20 protein-coding genes (1 of these 20 running past the window's edge) are annotated in these 20,624 nt (G+C 54.6%); 14 read left to right on the forward strand and 6 right to left on the reverse strand.

What is annotated here, in order from left to right:
* Positions 1–129: 129 nt before the first annotated feature.
* Together ACXADJ_RS18940 and ACXADJ_RS18945 are read right to left on the reverse strand one after the other, a co-directional pair.
* Positions 130–1,911, reverse strand: coding sequence for a sodium:solute symporter family protein (locus ACXADJ_RS18940; protein WP_475069090.1), 1,782 nt, complete (start codon positions 1,909–1,911; stop codon positions 130–132).
* A gap of 28 nt (positions 1,912–1,939) precedes the next feature.
* Complete coding sequence (locus ACXADJ_RS18945) at positions 1,940–2,206, reverse strand: DUF4212 domain-containing protein (protein ID WP_475069091.1); 267 nt, start codon at positions 2,204–2,206, stop codon at positions 1,940–1,942.
* Positions 2,207–2,605: 399 nt separating this feature from the next.
* Between ACXADJ_RS18945 and ACXADJ_RS18950 the strand changes: the two genes are divergently transcribed.
* On the forward strand, positions 2,606–3,940 hold the full coding sequence (locus ACXADJ_RS18950; protein ID WP_475069140.1) for a deoxyguanosinetriphosphate triphosphohydrolase: 1,335 nt from the start codon (positions 2,606–2,608) through the stop codon (positions 3,938–3,940).
* Positions 3,941–4,059: 119 nt separating this feature from the next.
* Here the strand turns inward: ACXADJ_RS18950 and ACXADJ_RS18955 are convergent, their stop codons facing one another.
* The gene (locus ACXADJ_RS18955; protein ID WP_475069093.1) at positions 4,060–6,216 is read right to left on the reverse strand and encodes a bifunctional metallophosphatase/5'-nucleotidase; all 2,157 of its coding nucleotides are present in this window, start codon (positions 6,214–6,216) and stop codon (positions 4,060–4,062) included.
* A gap of 263 nt (positions 6,217–6,479) precedes the next feature.
* Here ACXADJ_RS18955 and lepB point away from each other — a divergent pair, with 263 nt between their 5' ends.
* The 6 genes from lepB (at position 6,480) to ACXADJ_RS18985 (ending at position 11,539) form a co-directional block, all read left to right on the forward strand.
* On the forward strand, positions 6,480–7,262 hold the full coding sequence (lepB, locus tag ACXADJ_RS18960; RefSeq protein ID WP_475069095.1) for a signal peptidase I: 783 nt from the start codon (positions 6,480–6,482) through the stop codon (positions 7,260–7,262).
* A 123-nt stretch (positions 7,263–7,385) separates the two neighbouring features.
* The gene (locus ACXADJ_RS18965) at positions 7,386–7,511 is read left to right on the forward strand and encodes a disulfide bond formation protein B (RefSeq protein WP_475069097.1); all 126 of its coding nucleotides are present in this window, start codon (positions 7,386–7,388) and stop codon (positions 7,509–7,511) included.
* Between the two features lie 235 nt (positions 7,512–7,746).
* On the forward strand, positions 7,747–8,103 hold the full coding sequence (locus ACXADJ_RS18970; RefSeq protein WP_051219402.1) for a glutaredoxin family protein: 357 nt from the start codon (positions 7,747–7,749) through the stop codon (positions 8,101–8,103).
* 291 nt (positions 8,104–8,394) lie between these two features.
* The gene (locus ACXADJ_RS18975; protein ID WP_475069102.1) at positions 8,395–10,257 is read left to right on the forward strand and encodes a M6 family metalloprotease domain-containing protein; all 1,863 of its coding nucleotides are present in this window, start codon (positions 8,395–8,397) and stop codon (positions 10,255–10,257) included.
* Positions 10,258–10,285: 28 nt separating this feature from the next.
* Positions 10,286–10,912 (forward strand): rhombosortase, encoded by a 627-nt coding sequence (gene rrtA / locus ACXADJ_RS18980; protein WP_475069104.1) that lies wholly within the window; start codon positions 10,286–10,288, stop codon positions 10,910–10,912.
* A 69-nt stretch (positions 10,913–10,981) separates the two neighbouring features.
* Positions 10,982–11,539 (forward strand): NUDIX domain-containing protein, encoded by a 558-nt coding sequence (locus tag ACXADJ_RS18985; protein WP_475069106.1) that lies wholly within the window; start codon positions 10,982–10,984, stop codon positions 11,537–11,539.
* Between the two features lie 27 nt (positions 11,540–11,566).
* Here the strand turns inward: ACXADJ_RS18985 and ACXADJ_RS18990 are convergent, their stop codons facing one another.
* A complete protein-coding gene (locus tag ACXADJ_RS18990; RefSeq protein WP_475069108.1) occupies positions 11,567–12,589 on the reverse strand; it encodes a helix-turn-helix domain-containing protein in 1,023 nt (340 codons plus the stop codon).
* 307 nt (positions 12,590–12,896) lie between these two features.
* Here ACXADJ_RS18990 and ACXADJ_RS18995 point away from each other — a divergent pair, with 307 nt between their 5' ends.
* Both ACXADJ_RS18995 and ACXADJ_RS19000 read left to right on the forward strand, forming a co-directional pair.
* Positions 12,897–13,157: a glutaredoxin family protein gene (locus tag ACXADJ_RS18995; protein WP_475069111.1), complete on the forward strand. Its 261-nt coding sequence runs from the start codon at positions 12,897–12,899 to the stop codon at positions 13,155–13,157.
* Between the two features lies 1 nt (position 13,158).
* Positions 13,159–13,881 carry a hypothetical protein gene (locus ACXADJ_RS19000; protein ID WP_475069113.1) on the forward strand — a complete coding sequence of 241 codons (723 nt, stop codon included), beginning with the start codon at positions 13,159–13,161 and terminating at the stop codon, positions 13,879–13,881.
* An 87-nt stretch (positions 13,882–13,968) separates the two neighbouring features.
* On the opposite strand, the gene ACXADJ_RS19005 is transcribed toward ACXADJ_RS19000, so the two are convergent.
* Positions 13,969–14,637, reverse strand: a complete 669-nt coding sequence (locus tag ACXADJ_RS19005) for a glutathione S-transferase family protein (protein ID WP_475069114.1) — start codon at positions 14,635–14,637, stop codon at positions 13,969–13,971.
* 132 nt (positions 14,638–14,769) lie between these two features.
* On the opposite strand from ACXADJ_RS19005, the gene ACXADJ_RS19010 reads away from it, so the two are divergent.
* On the forward strand, positions 14,770–15,669 hold the full coding sequence (locus ACXADJ_RS19010; protein ID WP_475069116.1) for a LysR family transcriptional regulator: 900 nt from the start codon (positions 14,770–14,772) through the stop codon (positions 15,667–15,669).
* A gap of 155 nt (positions 15,670–15,824) precedes the next feature.
* On the opposite strand, the gene ilvC is transcribed toward ACXADJ_RS19010, so the two are convergent.
* Positions 15,825–17,315 (reverse strand): ketol-acid reductoisomerase, encoded by a 1,491-nt coding sequence (gene ilvC, locus ACXADJ_RS19015; protein WP_475069118.1) that lies wholly within the window; start codon positions 17,313–17,315, stop codon positions 15,825–15,827.
* A 216-nt stretch (positions 17,316–17,531) separates the two neighbouring features.
* On the opposite strand from ilvC, the gene ilvY reads away from it, so the two are divergent.
* From ilvY to ACXADJ_RS19035, 4 genes are all read left to right on the forward strand, one after another.
* Complete coding sequence (ilvY, locus tag ACXADJ_RS19020; RefSeq protein WP_475069120.1) at positions 17,532–18,434, forward strand: HTH-type transcriptional activator IlvY; 903 nt, start codon at positions 17,532–17,534, stop codon at positions 18,432–18,434.
* A 102-nt stretch (positions 18,435–18,536) separates the two neighbouring features.
* The gene (pssA, locus tag ACXADJ_RS19025; protein ID WP_475069122.1) at positions 18,537–19,343 is read left to right on the forward strand and encodes a CDP-diacylglycerol--serine O-phosphatidyltransferase; all 807 of its coding nucleotides are present in this window, start codon (positions 18,537–18,539) and stop codon (positions 19,341–19,343) included.
* Positions 19,344–19,499: 156 nt separating this feature from the next.
* Entirely contained in the window at positions 19,500–20,510 is a 1,011-nt protein-coding gene (gene msrP, locus ACXADJ_RS19030; protein ID WP_475069124.1) for a protein-methionine-sulfoxide reductase catalytic subunit MsrP, read from the forward strand.
* A gap of 12 nt (positions 20,511–20,522) precedes the next feature.
* Positions 20,523–20,624, forward strand: partial view of a protein-methionine-sulfoxide reductase heme-binding subunit MsrQ gene (locus tag ACXADJ_RS19035; protein ID WP_475069126.1) — the 5' end (the start) only. The gene runs 519 nt beyond the window's last position; only the first 102 of its 621 coding nucleotides appear in the window; its start codon is at positions 20,523–20,525; its stop codon lies beyond the right edge, outside the window.

Here is a 20,624-nt window from a genome sequence, read left to right on the forward strand (position 1 = left end):
ACACCTGACACCTGACACCTGACACCCGACACCCGACACCCGACGTCCCCTATGCCAATCACCAACAAAAAAGCCCCGACCAAAACTGGCCGGGGCTTCAAGGGTGTTGCTTCAGAGTGGTTCGGTGGATCAGTGATCCTGAGCAGCGCCGGCACCTTTCGGTACGCGGATGCTTTCCACCATTTCTTCAATCTCTTTCGGCACTGGTGCAGTCATGTTGGTTACCACGAAGGCCACCACAAAGTTGATCAGTGCGCCCAGAGCACCAAAGGCTTCCGGTGCAATGCCCAGGAACCAGTTGTCTGGTGTGTTAGGCAGCATGTTGGTACCGGTTACGAAGAACCAGCCCTTGTAGGTGAAGATGTACACCAGCGTGGACAGCAGACCGGCCAGCATGCCGGCCACAGCACCGGTGTTGTTGATGCGGGAAGAGAAGATACCCATCATCAGCGCCGGGAAGATCGACGATGCTGCCAGACCGAAGGCCAATGCCACCACCTGAGCCGCAAAGCCCGGTGGGTTCAGGCCCAGGTAACCGGCTACTGCAATCGCACCGGCCATGGCCAGACGCGCAGCCATCAGCTCCTGCTTCTCGTTGATGTGTGGCATGAAGGTGCTCTTCAGCAGATCGTGAGAGATGGCAGAAGAGATCGCCAGCAGCAGACCCGCAGCGGTAGACAGTGCAGCTGCCAGACCACCCGCAGCCACCAGAGCAATTACCCAGTTTGGCAGTTGGGCGATTTCAGGGTTGGCCAGTACCATGATGTCACGGTCCACTTTCACCATTTCATTGCCTTCCCAGCCGAAGGATTCAGCCTTGGCAGCAAATTCAGGGTTCTTGTCGTTGTAGTACTGGATGCGGCCGTCACCGTTCTTGTCTTCAAACTGCAGCAGACCGGTGGTTTCCCAGTTCTTGAACCAGTCCGGACGGTCGGCGTAGACCAGGTTGGCCTCCGGATCACCAATTTCCAGCGCAGGGTTCTGAATGGTATTGGTCAGGTTCAGACGAGCCATGGAGCCTACAGCAGGCGCAGTGGTGTACAGAATCGCAATGAACAGCAGAGCCCAGCCAGCAGAAACACGGGCATCGGATACTTTCGGTACGGTGAAGAAACGGATGATCACGTGTGGCAGACCGGCAGTACCGAACATCAGCGACAGGGTGTACATCATCATGTTGAAGGTGCCGCCTTTCTGTGCGGTGTATTCAGCAAAGCCCAGGTCAACCAGCGTCTGATCCAGTTTCACCAGCAGTGGCGTGCCATCGGCAGTATCAGACAGGAAGCCCAGCTGTGGCAGAGGGTTGCCAGTCAGGTTCAGGGAAATGAACACGGCAGGTACGGTGTAAGCGAAGATCAGTACGCAGTATTGCGCGATCTGGGTGTAGGTTACGCCTTTCATACCGCCCAATACGGCGTAGAAGAATACGATACCCATACCGGAGTACAGGCCAGTCGCGTAGTCCACATCGAGGAAGCGGGAGAAGGCCACACCGATGCCTTTCATCTGACCGATTACGTAGGTCAGGGAAGCAACGATCAGACACACAACCGCCACGATACGGGCTGTTTTGGAGTAGTAACGGTCACCAATGAAGTCAGGCACAGTGAACTTGCCGAACTTGCGCAGGTAAGGTGCCAGACACAGCGCCAGCAGCACGTAGCCACCGGTCCAGCCCATCAGGAAGATGGAAGCGTCGTAGCCTTTGAAGGCAATCAGACCGGCCATGCCGATGAAGGAAGCTGCAGACATCCAGTCGGCCGCGGTGGCCATACCGTTGGCAACCGGGTGAACACCGCCGCCTGCTGCGTAGAATTCGCCAGTGGTTCCCGCTCGGGCCCATACCGCGATGCCCATATACAGGGCGAAGGTCAGACCTACAACAATGTAGGTTAAGGTCGTCAAATCCATGGGTGTATCCTCGTTTTAATTCTTGTTATCAGTCGTCGTCCACGCCGTATTCACGGTCGAGGTCACGCATTTTTTTGGCGTAGAAGAACACGATGGCAAGGAACACATAGATCGAGCCTTGCTGGGCAAACCAGAAGCCAAGACCCACACCACCGACAGGAATTGCATCGAGAACAGGACGCAGAAGAATGCCGAAACCGTACGACACCACTGCCCAGATAACCAACAGCACAATCATCAGATTGATGTTTTTGCGCCAGTAGGCTTTTTTATCGTCGTCAGACTTGAAAGCCATAACCCCTCCTAATGTTTTTATTCTTAAGGCATCCAGGGCTATTCGGTACCCACAGGGAACTGAATATTCCAGACTGTGTTTAACCTAGCAGTTCCGCTCAGAAAACCGACAGATAGACCTTGGTATAAACCCTTTGGAAACCCCGTTTTTTGCATTTGGTTGGCCCGAAATGCCTTGAAAATCAGAGGATTAAAAAGCTGAAAGAAGGGCTCTATACCTTGGTCGAAGTGGCCATTTACGGGCTTGTAATGGATTTCTGACTATGAGCAGCCTGTTGCACAACGATATTTAACGGCTGTACGTGTGTGATGGGTCTGCGTGGTGAGGTACTGTGATGGCTCATCATGTGCTGAACGCAAAACAAGGAGAGCGAACGTGAACGACAGTGCCACCCCCTGCATGCAATGGTCGCAGTTGTTATCGCCGTTGCGGTTCGGTGAAACCCAGGCGCGGCTGGCGTTGGACCTGGGCCGCACGCCCTTTCACAAGGATTACGACCGCATCATCTTCTCGTCGGCGTTCCGGCGCTTGAACCGCAAAACCCAGGTACATCCCCTGACGGAAAACGATCATTTGCACAGCCGTTTGACCCATTCGTTGGAAGTGGGCTGTGTGGGGCGTTCACTGGGTACCATGGTCGGCGCTGCCATTGCCGGGCGTTTGCCGAACGGTATGGACGCCAGTGACTTGGGGGCAGTCGTACAGGCGGCTTGTCTGGCCCACGATATTGGCAATCCGCCATACGGCCACAGCGGCGAGGACGCCATTCGTCACTGGTTTATGGAAGACAAACATCAGCATTTGCTGGAGGGCCTCAGCGATCATCAGAAGCACGACCTGATGACCTTTGAAGGCAACGCCCAGGGACTGCGACTGGTGACTCAGGTGGAATACAACCGCTTCAAGGGCGGCATGCGGCTGACGTACGCCACGCTGGGCTCGTTTCTGAAATACCCCTGGAGCGTTGAGGAAGTGATTCAGGGGCGGGCGAAGAAATTTGGTTGTTACCAGTCCGAGCTGCCTATCTTGCGGGAAGTCGCGGGTGCGCTGGGATTGCTCAAGCGTGGTGAAGACCGCTGGTGCCGACATCCGCTGGTGTATTTGGTCGAGGCCGCTGACGACATTTGTTATGGCCTGATTGATCTGGAAGACGGTGTCGAAGTCGGGCTGTTGCGCTATCAGGAAGTCGAAGACCTGTTGGCTCCCTTGCTACAGGATCAGTGGGAGCAAGTGTCAGAAGACATTGCCAACGAAGACGGCGATCGCCGTAAATTGCAGGTACTGCGCGGCTACGCCATGGAAGTGATGGTGCAAGCGGTGAGTGCCAGTTTCATTCGTAACGAACAGGCACTACTGGCCGGGACACTGGAAGGCGACATCATTCAGCATTGCCCCACGGCGGTGAAACACGCGGTTGCCAGTGCCAAGCAATTGGCTCGTGAACGTATTTTCCGGGATGGCCGCAAACTGACCATTGAGATTGGTGCCTATTCAACGCTTGGTACGCTGCTGGAAGCGTTTCTGACCGCAGCCAAGGAATGTGCCACGGAAAAGCGGTCGACCTTCCGTAACGCCCGCTTGCTGGAATTGATGGGTGGCTCAGCCCCGCAGCCGGACTGGAGTTTGTACGACAGTTATATGCGAACGCTGGATTTTATCTCCGGCATGACCGACTCCTACGCGGCCAGTCTGGCCAAGCAGTTTGCCGGTTATCGGCCGCCATCGACGATGTGATCCGCAACGGCTACTTCGGTGCTTCAATCGCTCAGTCAGCGTAAATAAAAAACCGGCGCAGCCAAATGGCCACGCCGGTTTTTATTTATCGAAGCACGATTTATTTACCGAAGCTCGGCTCAGTCGTTGCTCAGCACCGTGTCGCTTTCAACCACGGACAGGTTTTGAATCACACTGTCGTTGGCGGCATCGGTGTCTTCGTCAGCAAAGTTGCTGCTGCCATCGATCGGGTGGTTGGCCAGCAGGTACTCTGCAAAGGCATCCTGTTCGGTGCCGTTGTCAGCAAAGGTCGCAGCACCGCTTTGAACACCCGCTTCTTCCAGATCAACAAAGTCTGCCGCGGCATCTGTGTACGGGAACGGATAGCCGTCACCGCCTGTGCCCAGGTAGCCCAGCGTGACCATGCGGAAGGTTTGGGTAGCCGCGGTGGCATCCAGCGCACCATTTTCAACGATGGTCACGGTATCGCCATCGGCTTCAGCGCCATTGCTGTCCAGTACCACCAGATTAACGATGCGGGAGTCAGCGTCCATAGTCGGGTCGAAGCTGTAGCGAATACCAGCAACCTGACCGAAGGAACCCGGGGTAGAACCCTCGGCCCAACCGGCAACGGCGTGTTCAACGATCTCTTTCAGTTGTTCGCCCGTCACGGTAATCAGCGCCAGGCTGTTGTTGAAGCGCAGTGAGGTTTCGATATCCAGCTGTGAAATATCACCGGCTTCGTTGACGCCTTCAACACCGGCAGGAGCTGAACAGGTCAGGTCTTCCGGATTGGTGGAACCGGCCGGGTAGCTGCAGCTGCCAATGGCCGCGCGAATACCACCACCGTTCTTGAGGGAAATCGCTACCGAAGCGTCGGTTGCCTGCGCATACACCAGGTTGGCTTCAGCGGTCAGGTTACCGAGGTTGGTTTCTTCGGTACGCACGGAGCCACGCTCGCCGTTCAGGTAAACGTCGGTTTTGCCAAACACGGTACCAACGCGGTCAATCAGTGCGGCTTGCAGGGCATCTGACAAGGTCACTACGCCGTCGATCATGTCGGCGTCGGCAATGGCATTTTCCAGCAGGCCTTGTTCGTCAGCCGCGTAGGCACCGTTGATGCTGTCGTTGAGCAGTTCTTCAACGATCACGCCGTCTTCGTCAAAGTTCACCACCAGACGACCCAGGTAGGTGTAGTCACCGTCGGTGTTCACCACCAGAACCGGCTCATTGCTACTGCTGGTGAACGCCAGCGGGTAGCTGTCGGCAGCGCTGTCGCCGTCACGCAGACGGTCATTGCTATCGGCCAGAATGGTGTTGGAACCGCCAGCCACAATGATGTCGACGCCGCTCAGCAGTGGAGCCAGCGTTTTTTCGATGGCGATTTGCTGCATATGGGCCAGCAACACCACCTTATTGATGCCTTCGTCAGTCAGAGCATCGACTTGCTGCTGGATAATGGCCGCCAGGGCGGTGTAGTCGGTGTGGTCTTCCGGCGTGATGGTGATGCCATCCGGGGAGGAAATGGTTGCCAGTGTTGGCGTAGTCGCACCAACCACACCAATGACTTCGCCACCCACGCGGATCACGGTAGACGCTGCGACCTTGCCCGCCAGATCGGCTGCCGGGGTGCCGTCTTCGCCAATCAGAGTACTCAGGTCGGATGCACTGAAATCCAGGTTGGAAGACAGGTACGGGAACTGAGCACCTTGCCAATCGCCGTCAGCCGCCAGCAAACCGGCCACTTCGGCGGTGCCGAGGTCAAATTCGTGGTTACCAAAGGCCGATGCCTGCACGCCCAGTTCGTTCAGGAAGGCAACGTGAGCACGACCGGCAGCGGCATTGCCCAGCTGTTCGGAGAGGTCGGCTGCAACGCTGTAGTCCGGGCCGGGAATCCAGTTGTCACCAGAGCTCAGCAGCACAGTGTTGTCGTATTCGCCTCGGAAAGTGTCGACCAATGCCGAGAAGTATTTGACGTTGCCGACGATGTCGCGGCCGCCGTCAACATCGGCAAAGTGCAGCAATTGCAGTTCAAACAGGTCGCTGGTGCCGTTGCAGAGGGTTTCGCTGGCAGTGATTTCGCTGCTGGCCAATACGCCATCGGCGTTGGTATCGATGCCGGTATGAATGGTGATACCGCCATTGGTACAGGTGCTGCCAGTGGCCAGGGTTTCGGTACTGGTCAGTGCATTGAGACCGTTGCTTCCATTAGTGCCGGTGCTGCCGTCATCGCCATCGCTACCACAGGCTGCCAGCAATACCGCCAGCGAGAGAGCGGACATTTTGAACGCTTTCATTGGACTTCCTCTATCTACAGGGCTTTAAAAGGTGTCCCACGCTATGCGGCGTAAATGACTGTGTAGTTAATAAACAGTGACCAATCGATGACAATAATTGACGATCTGTTTGCGTTCTTTACCTGTGCTTCAAGGCCAACCTGCGTAGCTGCCCGGAATTCTGTGCTCTGGCACGGGTCTGACCGGTTCGGGTGTCGCCAGCGTGTGTCACTGTCGCTAGAATGCCCGTTCCCTTTTTCTGTAGGCTCGGACTGCTGTCGTTTATGAATATCGATTTTCCCCTGATCCTGATGATCGCCACCTTTGTCACTGGCCTGGTTGCGCTGGCTGACAAGCTCTACTTTGCCAAGCGTCGCGAGCAGGAGGCTGAAGAGCCATTTCTGATTGAACAGAGCAAATCCTTTTTCCCGGTACTGGCCATTGTGTTTGTGCTGCGCTCCTTTATTGCCGAACCGTTTCAGATTCCGTCGGCGTCGATGGAGCCGGGATTGATCAAGGGCGACTTTATTCTGGTCAGCAAGTTTGACTACGGTCTGCGCCTGCCAGTTTGGGGCACTACCCTGATCCCGGTGGGTGAACCTGAGCGCGGTGACGTGATGGTGTTCTTCCCGCCGGAAGATCCACGTTATTTCATCAAACGGGTGATCGGCCTGCCGGGTGACCATATTGAATTCCACGATGGCCAGCTGAGCGTTAACGGTAAGAAGATTGAGACCACGCCATTGGGTGGCGAGCCGGTTTACCGCCCTCTGAACTTCTATGCTGAGGAAAAACTCGGTGAGCACAGCGCTAAAATCCAGTGGATGGTTAGCCCGGAAGCCAGCAGCAATGGCCAGATGATGGTTATGACTGGGCCGCAAGGGGAGTGGGATGTGCCTGAAGGCCACTACTTCATGATGGGCGATAATCGCGGAAACAGTGCCGATAGCCGTGTGTGGGGCTTTGTGCCGGAAGAAAACATCGTCGGTAAAGCGGTAGCGATCTGGATGCACTGGGAAAACTTCACCGATATTCCATCGTTTGATCGTAATACCTGGATTAATTGATCGTTTATTTCATCGAAATAGTGTCCACTTTGACGGAGCCATTACCGGCTCCGTCAAATGCTGCAATCGTCAATGATTGGCTATGAAGATTGGCTATGATGAGTTGTAGCCGTATTTTTCTCGTTGGCACAAGGAACCGTCATGTCGACCAAAAAACCGTGTAGAGTTTGTATCTATTCCCGCTGGGGAATGACCATTCTGATGCTGGTGGCACTGGCCTCCGTGGCCTATCTGAACCTTTCTGCCTGAATTCTGATGATCTTTTGATCGTCCATTGGATGCCTAAAACCACGAAACGTCCGTTTCGCCGTGCTTTTGTAAGTAAATTCTTCTGGTTCGTGATTTTGGTTAGTGAATTTCACTGTGCTTGAGATGTATCCACTTTTTCGTAAGCAATGTTGTAATTTTTTCATCTTTCGAGGGGTGGACGTTTGCAATAGCAGGTCTACAATGCGGCCGTTTTTCCGTGGTAGGGCGTTGAGTTATGAATTTGGCTCGTCAACTGAAAGGTATGGCATTCGATTGGGCAGACCGCGTAGTTCCGGTAAAGCCAGTCGTGCGTGCGCCGCACGTCCAGTCGACGCTGGATCGCGAATCCAGACGTATGCATTTGTACTTTTCCCGTCACTGTCCTGCCTCTATTCAGGTACGTCGACATTGCCAGAAGCTTGGACTTCGGGTGGTGGAAAAAGACGTTGAGCGCGTTGATGCCTACCGTAACGAATTGATTTGTGGCGGCGGTGCGCCTCGTGTGCCATGCCTGCGTATCGACGGCCAGGCCGACTCCGAATGGCTGTACAGCCCACAAGCCATTGTCGATTTTCTGAACCAGCGTTTCTGACGTTTTTCTGCCCTAAGCTAACGCCCGTTCGTTTTTGGGGCAGGGCTCTAGGGGGGCCTAGTACACTTGATAGATTTATCCGTTACCATCTGTAACTTCTGGTGAACGGTTGGTCAGGTTCGTAGTGTGTTGTTGCAACTGCCAGCGTAACCCTTGTTAGCAAACTAGACTTGTGAGAGTTCCCCCTTTTCACAGGCTATTGCCATGCGCTTGGTGCGTTCTCTCCGTTTATTCTTTTGTTTTTCCATTGCGTCCTTTCTTACGCTGTTCGGTTCTCTGGCGCAGGCAACCTTGCCTGCTGCTGTTGGCGGTGACATCGCTCCAGAGGCGCTGCTTCATCAAGCGTCGTCTGCCGACACTGCCATGTCAGTCAGTACCGAAACTGTTGTTGAGCAACAACGTCAGGCAGCGGTGACGGCGTCTCAGGCACGATTGTCGTCGATCATGTCAACCAGTGGCACCAGCACCGTGCAAAAGCTGCTGGTGATCCGCGTCAGCTTTACCGATATCCAGGCCAACTACAGCCAGCAGCAGCTTGAAGAGCGCTTCTTCGGCAGCAGCGGCAGCGTTGCCAGTTATTACCGTGAAAACTCTTACGGCAGCATGCAGATGGAACCTGCATTGCCCGACCAGCCGGTGATTGATGTCAGCCTCGACTACGAGCACCCGGATTTTGGCTTTTACGTTGGCGGCGGCAGCAGTGCCAGCCTGGCGACGGACGCGCTGATGGCGGTTCACGACCAGGGGCTGTTGGATATGTCGGATTTCGACAGCAATGGCGATGGTTTTGTGGTGGCGGCTGAGCTGGGCATCGTCTTTATTGTCGCGGGCTACGAAAATGCCTATTTGGGTTCTGCGACCACCCGGCCCCGGGTGTGGGCTCACCAAACCAGTTTCGGCGCCTTGTATCTGGACGACGTACTTTTAAATGGCTACGTCATGTTTGGCGAGCGTCACGAACAGCATCTGGCCACCATTGGTGTGATTTGCCACGAGCTGGGTCACTTGCTGTTGGGCCTGCCAGATTTGTACACCAGCACCGGTACGGCCAGTGGCGTCGACCGTTGGGGCTTGATGAGTCTGGGCGGCTGGAATGGCCTTACCGATGCGGGTGATTCGCCGTCCAACATGATGGCCTGGTCGAAGGACCGCTCCGGTTTCCTGCAAACGGATCAGGTTGAAACGGGTGTTACCGAGTGGCAGGTCGACAGTGCTTCCTCTGAAGCGGTGGCATTGGAAATTCCGGTGGACGAATATCAGCATGGCGAACGGGTGTTACTCGAGTATCGCACCCAAACCGGCTACGACGAGTCGCTGCCGCAAAGCAGTGTGCTGGTGACCCGGGTGAATGACCGCTTGCAGCGGTTGTCGGCCACCACCAATCAAAGCAGCAACGGGGTATCCTTTATTGTCGATTCGGTGGAATACGGCGATGACGAGCTGATTGCCGACCAAAGCATTTACGACATCAGCGGCAGTGAGTTGCTGGCCGTGGTATCCGGGCAGTCGACCGATGACTCAACCGCTTTGCGGTTGGAACGCTTTACCGAGGGCAATGGCCGCTCGGTGGGCTACGACCAGACTACCGGGGACGCCAGCTGGAACCCGTCCAGTGAAGTCGACTTGATCGTTGAATTTCCAGTTACCAGCCTGAGCCAACTGGCCACCTTTGAAGGGGCGGATATCTACGCCACTGGCGCGGGCACCATGACCGTTCGGCTGGACTCACGCCTCGCCGGTCAACCCAACTACGTCACTCGCGCTACGCGCACGGTTGAGCTCGAAGTGGGCTGGAACCGGGTGTCGTTTGGTGCCATCGCTGCTTCCCAATTCACCGATATGATTGCCATTCGACTGGTTCACAACGGCTCCAGTGGCTCCATCGGTATCGACCTCTCAACCGAACCCTCTGGCCATACCTGGTACAAAACCCAATATGTGCGTTTTGAAAGCGGTATGGACGCCAACATCAAGGGGCTCTATCGCATCGACCCGGAACTGGCAGCCATGCCTGAGAACGAGGAAGAGCCAATAGATTCGGGTTCTTCGGGCTCGTCAGATAGCGGTTCTTCTGGCGGCGGTTCCGGCTATTTACTGATCTTAATAAGCCTCGGCTTGCTGCTGGGTAAGCGTCGTTCTAGAGTGCAGCGCTGATACCTTTATCCCCCAAGGATTATTGTTAATGAGCGTCCACATTCCATCGCATGGAGGGGCACGCACGTACCTGCCCTGGCTGCTGTTCAGTTTTTTACTGCTAGTGCTGGTGTGGCTGGAACCGGCTTCGGCCCAATGGTTGGAGTTTCATCGCAGCGACATTCAAGAGGGAGAGTACTGGCGGCTGCTGACGGCCAATCTGGTGCATCTGTCCTGGTTTCATGTGTTTGGTAATGTCGGCGGCTGGTTGCTGGCAGCCTGGCTTTTGGGAGCGTCTGCTGCGTTCTGGCGGGTGTTGCTGTTGGTGGTGTGGTGCAGCTTATGGGTTGGAACCGGCCTGTGGTGGTTCGCGGACGAGCTACAGCGTTACTCCGGTTTCTCCGGTGCCTTGCATGGCGTGTTGCTGGTGATGCCGTTTTGGTCGGTTTATTACAGTCGTCGATTTGCCATTGGCTTTGCAGCGGTGTTGGTTGCCAAGGTGTTGTGGGAACAAACCGACTGGTACAACGACATGGCGATGGCAGAGCTGATTGGCGGTCGGGTGGAAGCCCGGGCGCATTTGCTGGGGATTTTGGCGGGTGGCACTGCGTTGCTGCTTGTGTCAGGCTGGCTGCAGTTTTTCCACCCTTCGGGACGTGACGCTCACGAGCACTGACTCAGTAGCGCCAATTGACGAGCCCGCAGCGGGAGAGTAGCACGAGAACAGCAGCATGAGCCCAGAAACATGAGTAGCAAGAATCACCGCCGCGGTCCGTGGACCATTCAGCAACAACACACGGTGTATGAAAATCCGTGGATCAAGGTCGATCATCACGACGTCACCGCGCCGACCGGCAAAACCGGTATCTATGGCACGGTGTCCTTCAAAGGCGGTGCCGTAGCCGTCTTGCCGCTGGCCGATAATGGCGATACCTGGCTGGTGGGCCAGCACCGTTTTCCTCTGGACGAATACAGTTGGGAGCTGCCGATGGGTGGTTGTCTCAAGGATGAACAGCCGTTAGAGGCTGCGCGACGGGAGTTGCGGGAAGAAACGGGCTTGTCGGCGTCTCGTTGGCAGGCGCTGGGTCACTACCATGTCAGTAATTGCATTACCGACGAGCAAGCCTGGGGATTTCTGGCCGAAGGGTTAGAGCAGGGCGACACCGAGTTCGACGATACCGAAGAGCTGGCCATTCAACGCTTGCCATTTGATGAGGTATTGGCCATGACGCTGGACGGTCGCATCACCGATCTGGTCAGTGTGGCGGTGATTCAACGAGCCCGCTTGTTGGGACTCGCCTGATTTTCTGGACTTCTATGTCAGAGATCCCTAGTTAGCGGTTTTCTTGAGTGAGTTGTCATCAACGTGCTGACCGCCCAGACTCGGGCGATAGGTGTCAGAACGGAATTGCGCCGGGCTGATACCCAGGCTCTTCTGAAAAATCCGATCCAGTGCCCGTCGGCCAGACAGGCCTAACCGCACCGCGATATCATCAATCGACGCCGAAGTCGTCATCAACTGCTGCTTGGCTTGCTCCAGCCGCGCCTGTGTCACCAGCTGTTTCAGCGAGGTATCGTCGCGCTGCAAGTGGCGGTTTAGGGTGCGGGTGCTGATATTGAAATGGTCGGCAATGGTTTGCTGGGTGGAGGAAAGCGGTAGCTGGCCATTGCTCAGCGCTTTGCTGATGTGATCCGACAAAGAACCGGCACGCACCAGCTTACGATGCTGTAGCTCAACTTCCCGTTTCATCATTTGGGTAATGTTGGGGTTGGTGTGGTGCAAGCCCAGATCAAGGCTGTCCTGATTCAACTCCAGAGTGCAGACATCAAAATTGAAGCGGGTCTCGGTTTGCCATTGCTGTTCGTACAGGTTGGCGTATATCGGTGCTTCCCAGGGCAAGCCAATGCGAATAATACTGAGGCGGGAACCGCACAGCTGGCGGAACCAGCTCAGCAGGGTGGCAATGACAAGCTCCATGCGCCAGCGATCGAGGTCGCTGTTGATGGCTTCTTTCATTTCCAGCTTCACCCGCAACGGCCCCATCCGGCTGCGCGTTACCGTGACGGTCATTTGCTCCGACAGTAAGGGCGCGTATTTTTCCAGGTAAAAGAGGCCTTCGCGGAGGGTGTTGCTGCACAGGAACAGGTGATGCAGAGGGCCAGACACGTAGGGATCGAATCGTAGCGGCGCCAGCACACAGCAGCCGGGTTCGCTGTGGGCTGCGACCAGATCTTCCAATAGCAGATCCACGTCTTCCGCTTTGATCAACGGAGGTTGCTCCTGAATGATGCGATTGGTCTGTGCGGCCAATCGATCACGATTCTGATTCGACAGAATTTGATGCAAAGGCAAGAGAACGAGTGCTGCCAGGTATCCTTGTTGTGGCCTCATGATGTACTTCGATGCTCCGGTATACTGCTTGTCGCCGTCGACTTTGGTTTAGATGTCGACCATAAAAACCATATTACTAACACAATTGCCAGTTAATAGTAGTCGATGGTTCAAAATTAACACCCCAGAAGAGTCGCCAGGATTTGACCTGATTCACATCAGATACGAAACTTGACGCATCATTATTCAAAGGGGAACCTTGTTAACCAAAGGTTTATTTTTGATCCTTAATGCTGTTCCCTGATGAGAATCTTTTCAAGAGTTAATTGTGAGCTTCACTCTTTTTGGTACAGAAGGGTGTCATTTATGTGACATCGCCGAGCAACTGATCCTCCAGTCCGCTGGCCACTTTGCCGAGCCAGTATGGCAGCAAGATATCGCCGAGGACGAGCGTTTGGTTGAAAATTACGGTATTCGCATTCCGGTATTGCGGCATGACGCGTGCGGTAGTGAATTATCATGGCCTTTTGACGGTGTTCAACTGCTTGAGTGGCTGACCCAACATCAATCATGCAAAGAGGATTTGTAGGATGGTTTCTGGATTTATTTCGCGCGCCGCAGTGGCGGCCGGGCTACTGACGCTGGTGGGCTGTGCCTCCAGTCCCTTGTCTCCCAAGGGGGATGCGATCTACGACGCCTTGCAGGCAGATACTCGCATGCGTACCTGGGCTGATTCCTGTTCTGAAGTCAGTGCCCGTGCCGAAAAAGCCGCGGATGTGGCGCGTACCGCCTGGTGGCGTCGCAACGGCAATCTGGTAGAAAGTGCCGACTACGGCCTGGCGTGGGACATGGTGACGGTCACCGACAAACGTCAGCACACCGGTGCCAGGGTTGCGATGGCATTGACCTGGGGCGTGGTTGAAACCGCCGAAGCCGAAGTGAATGCCGCGCTGGCCAAGACCTCTAACCGTGAGTCTGTGTGTCTTTCCGAGTTGGATCGATACAAGGCGGGCGATTACGACTTGTCGGACCGTGAAGCTACCTATCAGCAACTGTTGGAACTGCAGCACTTCAAGGACATGAAGGGCGACGCGCTGATGCTTCGCAAAGCGTCCATCGAGCGCCAGACCGGTAAGGAATACGGCCGCTCATTCTACGTGGTTGAAAAGCTGGCCAAACGCTATGCCTGCCCGGGCGCGGACGTCACCCTGTTGCGCAACAACTGGCCAGAAGAAGTTTACATGGCCAGCTGTGACAGCAATCAATCCTTGCTGCTGCGTTGCGACTGGGGCAACTGCCGTATCATTGAGTGATCTCTGGCTCTATTGAGCCGCCCTGATCGAACGCCAGTGACACAAGATCAGTCACTGGCGTTTACTCTTCTGGTGCACCGCCAGACGTCAGATGTCTTCCCCGGCTTCGTCCTTGTTGACGATATCGGTTTCCACCTTCGACAGCTCCAGCCACTCCTTCATGGCAGGGTGATGACGCAGGGTTTCTGCGTATTCCTCGGCGATTGGATCAAGCGTGATGCCATAGCTAGGGAAGCGGAATACTACGGGTGAGAACATCACATCAACGATGCTGAATTCACCAAACAGATATGGCCCCTGTGCTTTGTATTCTTCGCGCAGTTCACTCCACAGCTGGTTGATACGGGCGATGTTCTTGTGCGCGGCTTCAGACAGCACAACCTTGCGCCGGGCACGCAGGTTCATCGGCAGTTCGTTTCGAATGGCTTCAAAGCCTGAGTGCATTTCAGCGGCCACCGAACGAGCGCGGGCGCGATCCGCTGCGTTGGCAGGCCAGCCTTTGCCATCCAGATACTGCTCATTGATGTATTCACAGATCGCCAGTGAGTCCCATACCAACAGCTCGTCACCATCCTTGTTATCGATCAACAGCGGTACTTTGCCCGCCGCTTGTGGATATTTCGCCAACTGGGCACGGAAATCATCGGTATCCAGCACGTACTGCTGTTCACTAAAGGGGATTTCCCAGGCTTTCAGCATCAGCCAGCCACGCAGGGACCAGGTGGAGTAGTTCTTGTTGCCAATCAGTAATTCCATCAGAGCGTCCTTTGTTCGTTTTGGGGTATTCGCTGTTTGTTTTTGAGCTGGTAGTCAGTGTGCCTGCGGACAACCTGTGAGACTATCGAATCGTTCTCATGGAATTCATCAGACTTTCTAATAGGAGTGGTTGTGGATATCGATGCCTTACGCAGCTTTGTTGCCTTTATTGAAACCGGCTCTTTCACCCAAGCGGCCGCTCGGGTGTTCCGAACCCAGAGCGCGATCAGCATGCAGATGAAAAAACTCGAGTCCGACATCGGCCAGCCGCTGTTCCAGAAGCAAGGGCGTAATGTCGCCCTGACCGATCAGGGCCGTATGCTGGCCAGTTATGCCCGGCGAATTCTGGTGATGCATGACGAAGCCATGGGCCAGCTAGCCAGTGGCGCAGTAGTGTCACCGCTGCGCATTGGTTGTCCGGATGACTACGCCGAGTCCATGTTGTCTGGTTTATTGCACCTGATTCGCCAACGGCTACCGGAACTCGGCTTTCAGGTTCATTGCGACCACAGCGGTGAGTTACGTCGGTTGTTGAGTGCCGGTAGCATCGACGCTGCTATTCTGACCAGTGCACCGGAACAGGAAGAAGGCTATCTGTTGCATCAGGATGTTGGTGTCTGGATGCACGGCGGCTATCCACAACTACTGGACGCCGACAAAGTGCCTTTGATTCTGTACGAAGCCACCTGCAAATTTCATACAGCCGCCATCGATGGCATGGATAAACTCGGCCGTCCTTACGATCTGGTGTGCGCCACCCAAAGTGCCACCACGATCAAATCGCTGTTGAAAAAAGGCATGGGCATTACCGCCATGGCACGCAGTTCCATGACCGAAGGCATTTACGAGTTTGACCTGCGCGAACATCAGCAACTGCCGGTATTACCGTCGGTGGATATTGTGCTGCAACTGGGCACGCATACCCATTCGTTGTTTGGTCACAAGACGGCAGCGGAAATCAGCCGGGCGTTTCATCAGCAGATGCAGCAGCAAGACGGAAGAACAGAGGCTCTTGTTAAGAAAACAGGATGAGTTAAAAAGACGCGGTGAATCTAACAGCTGTTTGCATGGAGTTTTCTCAACAGCCAAACGCCAGCCAACAAAAAACCCGCCGAAGCGGGTTTTCTGATAACTGCGGGTTCAGGCCAAATCCTGAACCACAGTCAGACTGCAAGCAGCGTTAAAACTTACTTGGAAGCTTCAACGATACGCTTCATGTCAGTCATGTAGCCACGCAGCTCAGCACCAACCCACTCAACAGGGTGGTTACGGATGGCGTCGTTCACTTCGATCAGGCGAGCGTTGTCAACGGAGTTGGACTTAACGTTCAGACCTTTACCGATCACGTCAGTGCTGATGTGTGGCATGAACTTCTCGCGCAGCAGAGGTACTGCAGCGTGGGAGAACAGGTAGTTACCGTATTCAGCAGTGTCGGAGATCACAACGTTCATCTCGTACAGTTTACGACGAGCGATGGTGTTGGCGATCAGTGGAGTTTCGTGCAGAGACTCGTAGTAAGCAGACTCTTCAACGATGCCGGACTCAACCATGGATTCGAACGCCAGTTCTACACCAGCTTTGATCATGGCAACCAGCATGATGCCGTGGTCGAAGTATTCCTGTTCGTCGATTTCAACGTCGGAAGCAGGAGCTTTTTCGAAACCGGTTTCGGCAGTTTCTTCGCGCCACTTCAGCAGGTTGGCGTCGCCGTTGGCCCAGTCTTCCATCATGGTGCGGGAGAATTCGCCTTCGATGATGTCAGCCTGGTGCTTGCGGAACAGTGGACGCATCAGTTCTTTCAGGTCTTCAGCCATGTCGAACGCTTCGATCTTGGCTGGGTTGGACAGACGGTCCATCATGTTGGTGATGCCGCCGTACTTCAGCGCTTCAGTCACAGTTTCCCAACCGTACTGGATCAGCTTGGCTGCGTAGCCTTCGTCGATACCGTCTTCAACCATCTTCTCGAAGCCCAGAATGGCGCCAGTCTGCAGCATGCCGCACAGAATGGTTTGCTCGCCCATCAGGTCGGACTTAACTTCAGCAACGAAGGAAGATTCCAGACAGCCAGCGCGGTGACCGCCAGTAGCGGCAGCCCATGCTTTGGCGATATCCCAGCCTTCACCTTTTGGATCGTTTTCCGGGTGAACAGCGATCAGTGTAGGAACACCGAAACCACGCTTGTATTCTTCACGTACTTCGGAACCCGGGCACTTAGGGGCAACCATAACAACAGTCAGGTCTTCACGGATCTGCATGCCTTCTTCAACGATGTTGAAGCCGTGGGAGTAACCCAGGCAAGCGCCTTCTTTCATCAGTGGCATTACAGCGTTAACAACAGAAGTGTGCTGCTTGTCCGGAGTCAGGTTCATTACCAGATCAGCGGTAGGAATCAGATCTTCGTAAGTACCAACGTTGAAGCCGTTTTCAGAAGCGTTCTTGAAAGACTGACGCTTTTCAGCGATGGCTTCTGCACGCAGGGCGTAGGAAACGTCCAGGCCAGAATCGCGCATGTTCAGACCCTGGTTCAGGCCCTGAGCACCACAACCAACGATGACAACTTTCTTGCCTTTCAGGAATTCAGCTTCGGATGCGAATTCTTCGCGATCCATGAAACGACAGCGACCCAGTTGATCCAGCTTCTGCTGCAGGTTCAGCGTGTTGAAGTAGTTGTTACCCATGCGACGATTCCTCATACGGGGTGTTCAGAAATTAGCTAAGTCTGCCAATTCGTCTGTACGAATTGCGGCGGCCTTGAAATAGACGGCGAGCATGGTAGGACAACCGAAGCGTTGCGTAAAATGCTATATTTGCGTTTTCGTGTTGCGTTTTTTGCAACGGCTCTTGTCGAGCAAGAAATGGCTCCCTTCCTCATTCATTAAGGTCGACGAAATACTATGGATTACAAGGACTTGCATGCCTTCCTGACGCTTGCGTCAAGCTTGCATCTGGGTAGGGCGGCGGAACTCCTGCATATGAGTCCGTCAACATTAAGTCGTCGGCTGGCACGGATGGAAACAGAAGTGGGCGCTCCCTTGCTGTTGCGTGATGGTTCACCGCTGGAGTTAACGGTTGCCGGTGAACGCTTTCGACAGCATGCGGAGCACACCTTGTTTGACTGGCAAACCCTGCGTAACGAGGTCAATACCGGAGTCAGCGACTTGTCCGGGCAGCTGACCCTGTTCTGTTCGGTGACTGCCAGTTTTTCGGTATTACCGGATTTGTTGTCACGCTTTCGGGAACAGTATCCCAATGTTGACCTCAATATCCTTACCGGCGACGCCGCTGAGTCGATTCCGCGGTTAATGTCAGGTGAAGCGGATGTGGTTGTGGCGGCTCGTCCGGAAACCCTGGAACAAGGGCTGACGTTTCGGGCCTTGACCTCGAGCCCGCTGATTTTTATCGCACCGCGTAATATGGCGGTCATTCCGGCGCTGGCTCGTGGCGCATTAAACGCAGGTGATGGTCGCGGAGAGCCGGATTGGGCAGAAGTCCCTATGGTGCTTTCATCTGGAGGACTGGCTCGCTCCAGGGTGGATCAATGGTTCGCCGACAAACAGATCGAACCACATATTTATGCCCAGGTGGCTGGTAACGAAGCCATCGTCAGTATGGTGGCTCTGGGGGTTGGCGTCGGTGTGGTGCCTGAGCTGGTCGTTCGTAACAGCCCGGTGGCATCGAGAGTGCGGATAATGCAGGTACAGCCAGAGCTGGAATCGTTCCTGATTGGCCTGTGCAGTCATTCCCACAGGTTGAATGACCCTTTGATTCAGGCACTCTGGAAGACAGCCTTTGACTGATAGCGCATAATAGCTCGCTTATTGTACCGTGCAGCCAGCGACATCAACTCCGGAAAATCAGGAGACTTGGCCGCATGTATTTATTGAGGATCGAAATTATCCATGAAGCCGTTACACCAATCGCAAGAAGACCCTAACTCTGCCGAGCAGCAACAGTCCTGCGACGAGCGTCCGCCGCGTAAGGGTGGCTGGAAAGGAGGCAAGGGTATCTACCTGTTGCCAAACCTGTTCACTACGGCAGCACTGTTCTCTGGCTTTTACGCCATTGTGGCTGCCATGAACGGCAGCTTCGAAAAAGCCGCCATTGCCATCTTCGTGGCCATGATTCTGGATGGCCTTGATGGTCGTGTGGCTCGGATGACCAACACCCAGAGTGACTTCGGCGCCGAGTACGACAGCTTGTCCGATATGGTGTCGTTTGGTATGGCGCCAGCGCTGGTCGCATTTTGCTGGGCCTTGCAGGACCTTGGCAAAGTCGGCTGGGTGGCTGCGTTTGTATACGCTGCCTGTGCAGCCTTGCGTCTGGCCCGGTTTAATACCCAGCTGGCAGTCGCTGACAAGAACTTCTTCACTGGTTTGGCCAGTCCGTCAGCGGCGGCGCTGGTGGCGGGGACGGTCTGGATGTTCGCTGATGCCGGTGTTGCCGGTGCCGATGTGGCCTGGTTGATGGCCGTTCTGGTCCCGGTTGCTGGTTTGCTGATGGTAAGTAACGTGCGTTACAACAGCTTCAAAGGTCTGGATCTTAAGGGCAAGGTGCCGTTTGTTGCTCTGTTGGCGGTGGTGCTGGTGTTTGTGATTGTGTCGATCGATCCTGCCAAGGTGTTGTTGTTGTTCTTCTTTGCTTACTCCATGTCTGGCCCGGCTTTTGAAATCTGGGTCAAGTTCTTCCGAAAGCGCAAAAAGGCCTGAGCCGCATTTCGCTTTAAATGATCAAAATAGCCAGCCTCTGTGCTGGCTTTTTTGTTTCTATCAGGCAAATAAATTCCACTCACTTGTAAGAAAGTGCGGAATTCTCCGACTATGAGTTATCAAAGCTAATCTCTTTCGTCATTGTCGGAGCCGACTATGCTGATTCGTAAAACGAAAGCCAGTGATCCCAAATCCTCCGAGATCACTTCACACAGTGCCTATCTCAACCGCCGCAAGTTTATGGCAGCGTCGACCGCTGCGGTTGCAGCGACCGGTTTGTGGGCGGCATCGTCTTCCAATGCACTGGTAACTCGTAACAAGCCGGAACCGAATAAGGGGCCAGATTGGTTGGCGCAGCAAATTCGTCAGGCTAAGGAAACGCCATGGGGCAAGGATGAAGACCCGGCGCCCTACAGTGCGATCACCAACTACAACAACTTCTACGAATTCGGTTACGACAAGGATGATCCTGCTCGTTACGCCGGCAACATGAAAACCGATCCTTGGTCTGTGGTTGTGGATGGTGCCTGTGAAAATCCGGGCACGCTGTCGTTGGAAGACATCGTCAAGCAGATGCCATTGGAAGAGCGAATCTATCGTCTGCGCTGTGTGGAAGCCTGGTCAATGGTGATTCCATGGGTGGGGTTTGAACTGGGTGCTTTGCTCAAACGCTTCAAACCATTGTCGTCGGCCAAATACGTGCAGTTCCAGACGTTGGAAGACAAACAGCAAATGCCAGAGCAGCGCAGTCGTTTTGCCTTGATCGACTGGCCGTATCAGGAAGGCTTGCGTATGGACGAAGCCATGCATCCGCTGACGATTATGGCGGTAGGCTTGTATGGCGAAGTGCTGCCTAATCAGAACGGTGCACCATTGCGTTTGGTCGTGCCATGGAAATACGGCTTCAAGAGTATCAAGTCGATTGTCGGTATCCGCTTCGTGGAAGAGCAGCCGCAAACCACCTGGAACCAACTTACACCTGACGAATACGGCTTTTACGCCAATGTGAATCCGCAAGTTGATCATCCGCGTTGGAGTCAGGCGACTGAACGTAGACTGCCGAGTGGGCTGCTTTCCGTTAACCGTATAGACACCCAGATGTTTAATGGTTACGGCGAAGAGGTTGCGTCGCTATACGGTGGTATGGACCTGCGTAAGTTTTACTGACGGAAGACTCTGATGAACAAAACTGCGCGTAAGATTCTGGTATTCGTCGCTTCATTGCTGCCGTTTGCCTGGATGTTATGGATGATCCTGCGCTTGCAGGCTGGCGAGTGGGAT

The organism is Oceanobacter sp. ABM4_470, from assembly GCF_056158645.1.

Coding starts and splice junctions, on each gene's coding strand:
- ACXADJ_RS18950 (WP_475069140.1), top strand. CDS start 2,606: ATGCAATGGTCGCAGTTGTTATCGCCGTTGCGGTTCGGTGAAACCCAG.
- pssA (WP_475069122.1), top strand. CDS start 18,537: ATGAAGCCGTTACACCAATCGCAAGAAGACCCTAACTCTGCCGAGCAG.
- ACXADJ_RS18955 (WP_475069093.1), bottom strand. CDS start 6,216: ATGAAAGCGTTCAAAATGTCCGCTCTCTCGCTGGCGGTATTGCTGGCA.
- ACXADJ_RS18970 (WP_051219402.1), top strand. CDS start 7,747: ATGAATTTGGCTCGTCAACTGAAAGGTATGGCATTCGATTGGGCAGAC.
- lepB (WP_475069095.1), top strand. CDS start 6,480: ATGAATATCGATTTTCCCCTGATCCTGATGATCGCCACCTTTGTCACT.
- ACXADJ_RS18945 (WP_475069091.1), bottom strand. CDS start 2,206: ATGGCTTTCAAGTCTGACGACGATAAAAAAGCCTACTGGCGCAAAAAC.
- ilvY (WP_475069120.1), top strand. CDS start 17,532: ATGGATTACAAGGACTTGCATGCCTTCCTGACGCTTGCGTCAAGCTTG.
- msrP (WP_475069124.1), top strand. CDS start 19,500: ATGCTGATTCGTAAAACGAAAGCCAGTGATCCCAAATCCTCCGAGATC.
- ACXADJ_RS19000 (WP_475069113.1), top strand. CDS start 13,159: ATGGTTTCTGGATTTATTTCGCGCGCCGCAGTGGCGGCCGGGCTACTG.
- ACXADJ_RS18940 (WP_475069090.1), bottom strand. CDS start 1,911: ATGGATTTGACGACCTTAACCTACATTGTTGTAGGTCTGACCTTCGCC.
- ilvC (WP_475069118.1), bottom strand. CDS start 17,315: ATGGGTAACAACTACTTCAACACGCTGAACCTGCAGCAGAAGCTGGAT.
- rrtA (WP_475069104.1), top strand. CDS start 10,286: ATGAGCGTCCACATTCCATCGCATGGAGGGGCACGCACGTACCTGCCC.
- ACXADJ_RS19005 (WP_475069114.1), bottom strand. CDS start 14,637: ATGGAATTACTGATTGGCAACAAGAACTACTCCACCTGGTCCCTGCGT.
- ACXADJ_RS18985 (WP_475069106.1), top strand. CDS start 10,982: ATGAGTAGCAAGAATCACCGCCGCGGTCCGTGGACCATTCAGCAACAA.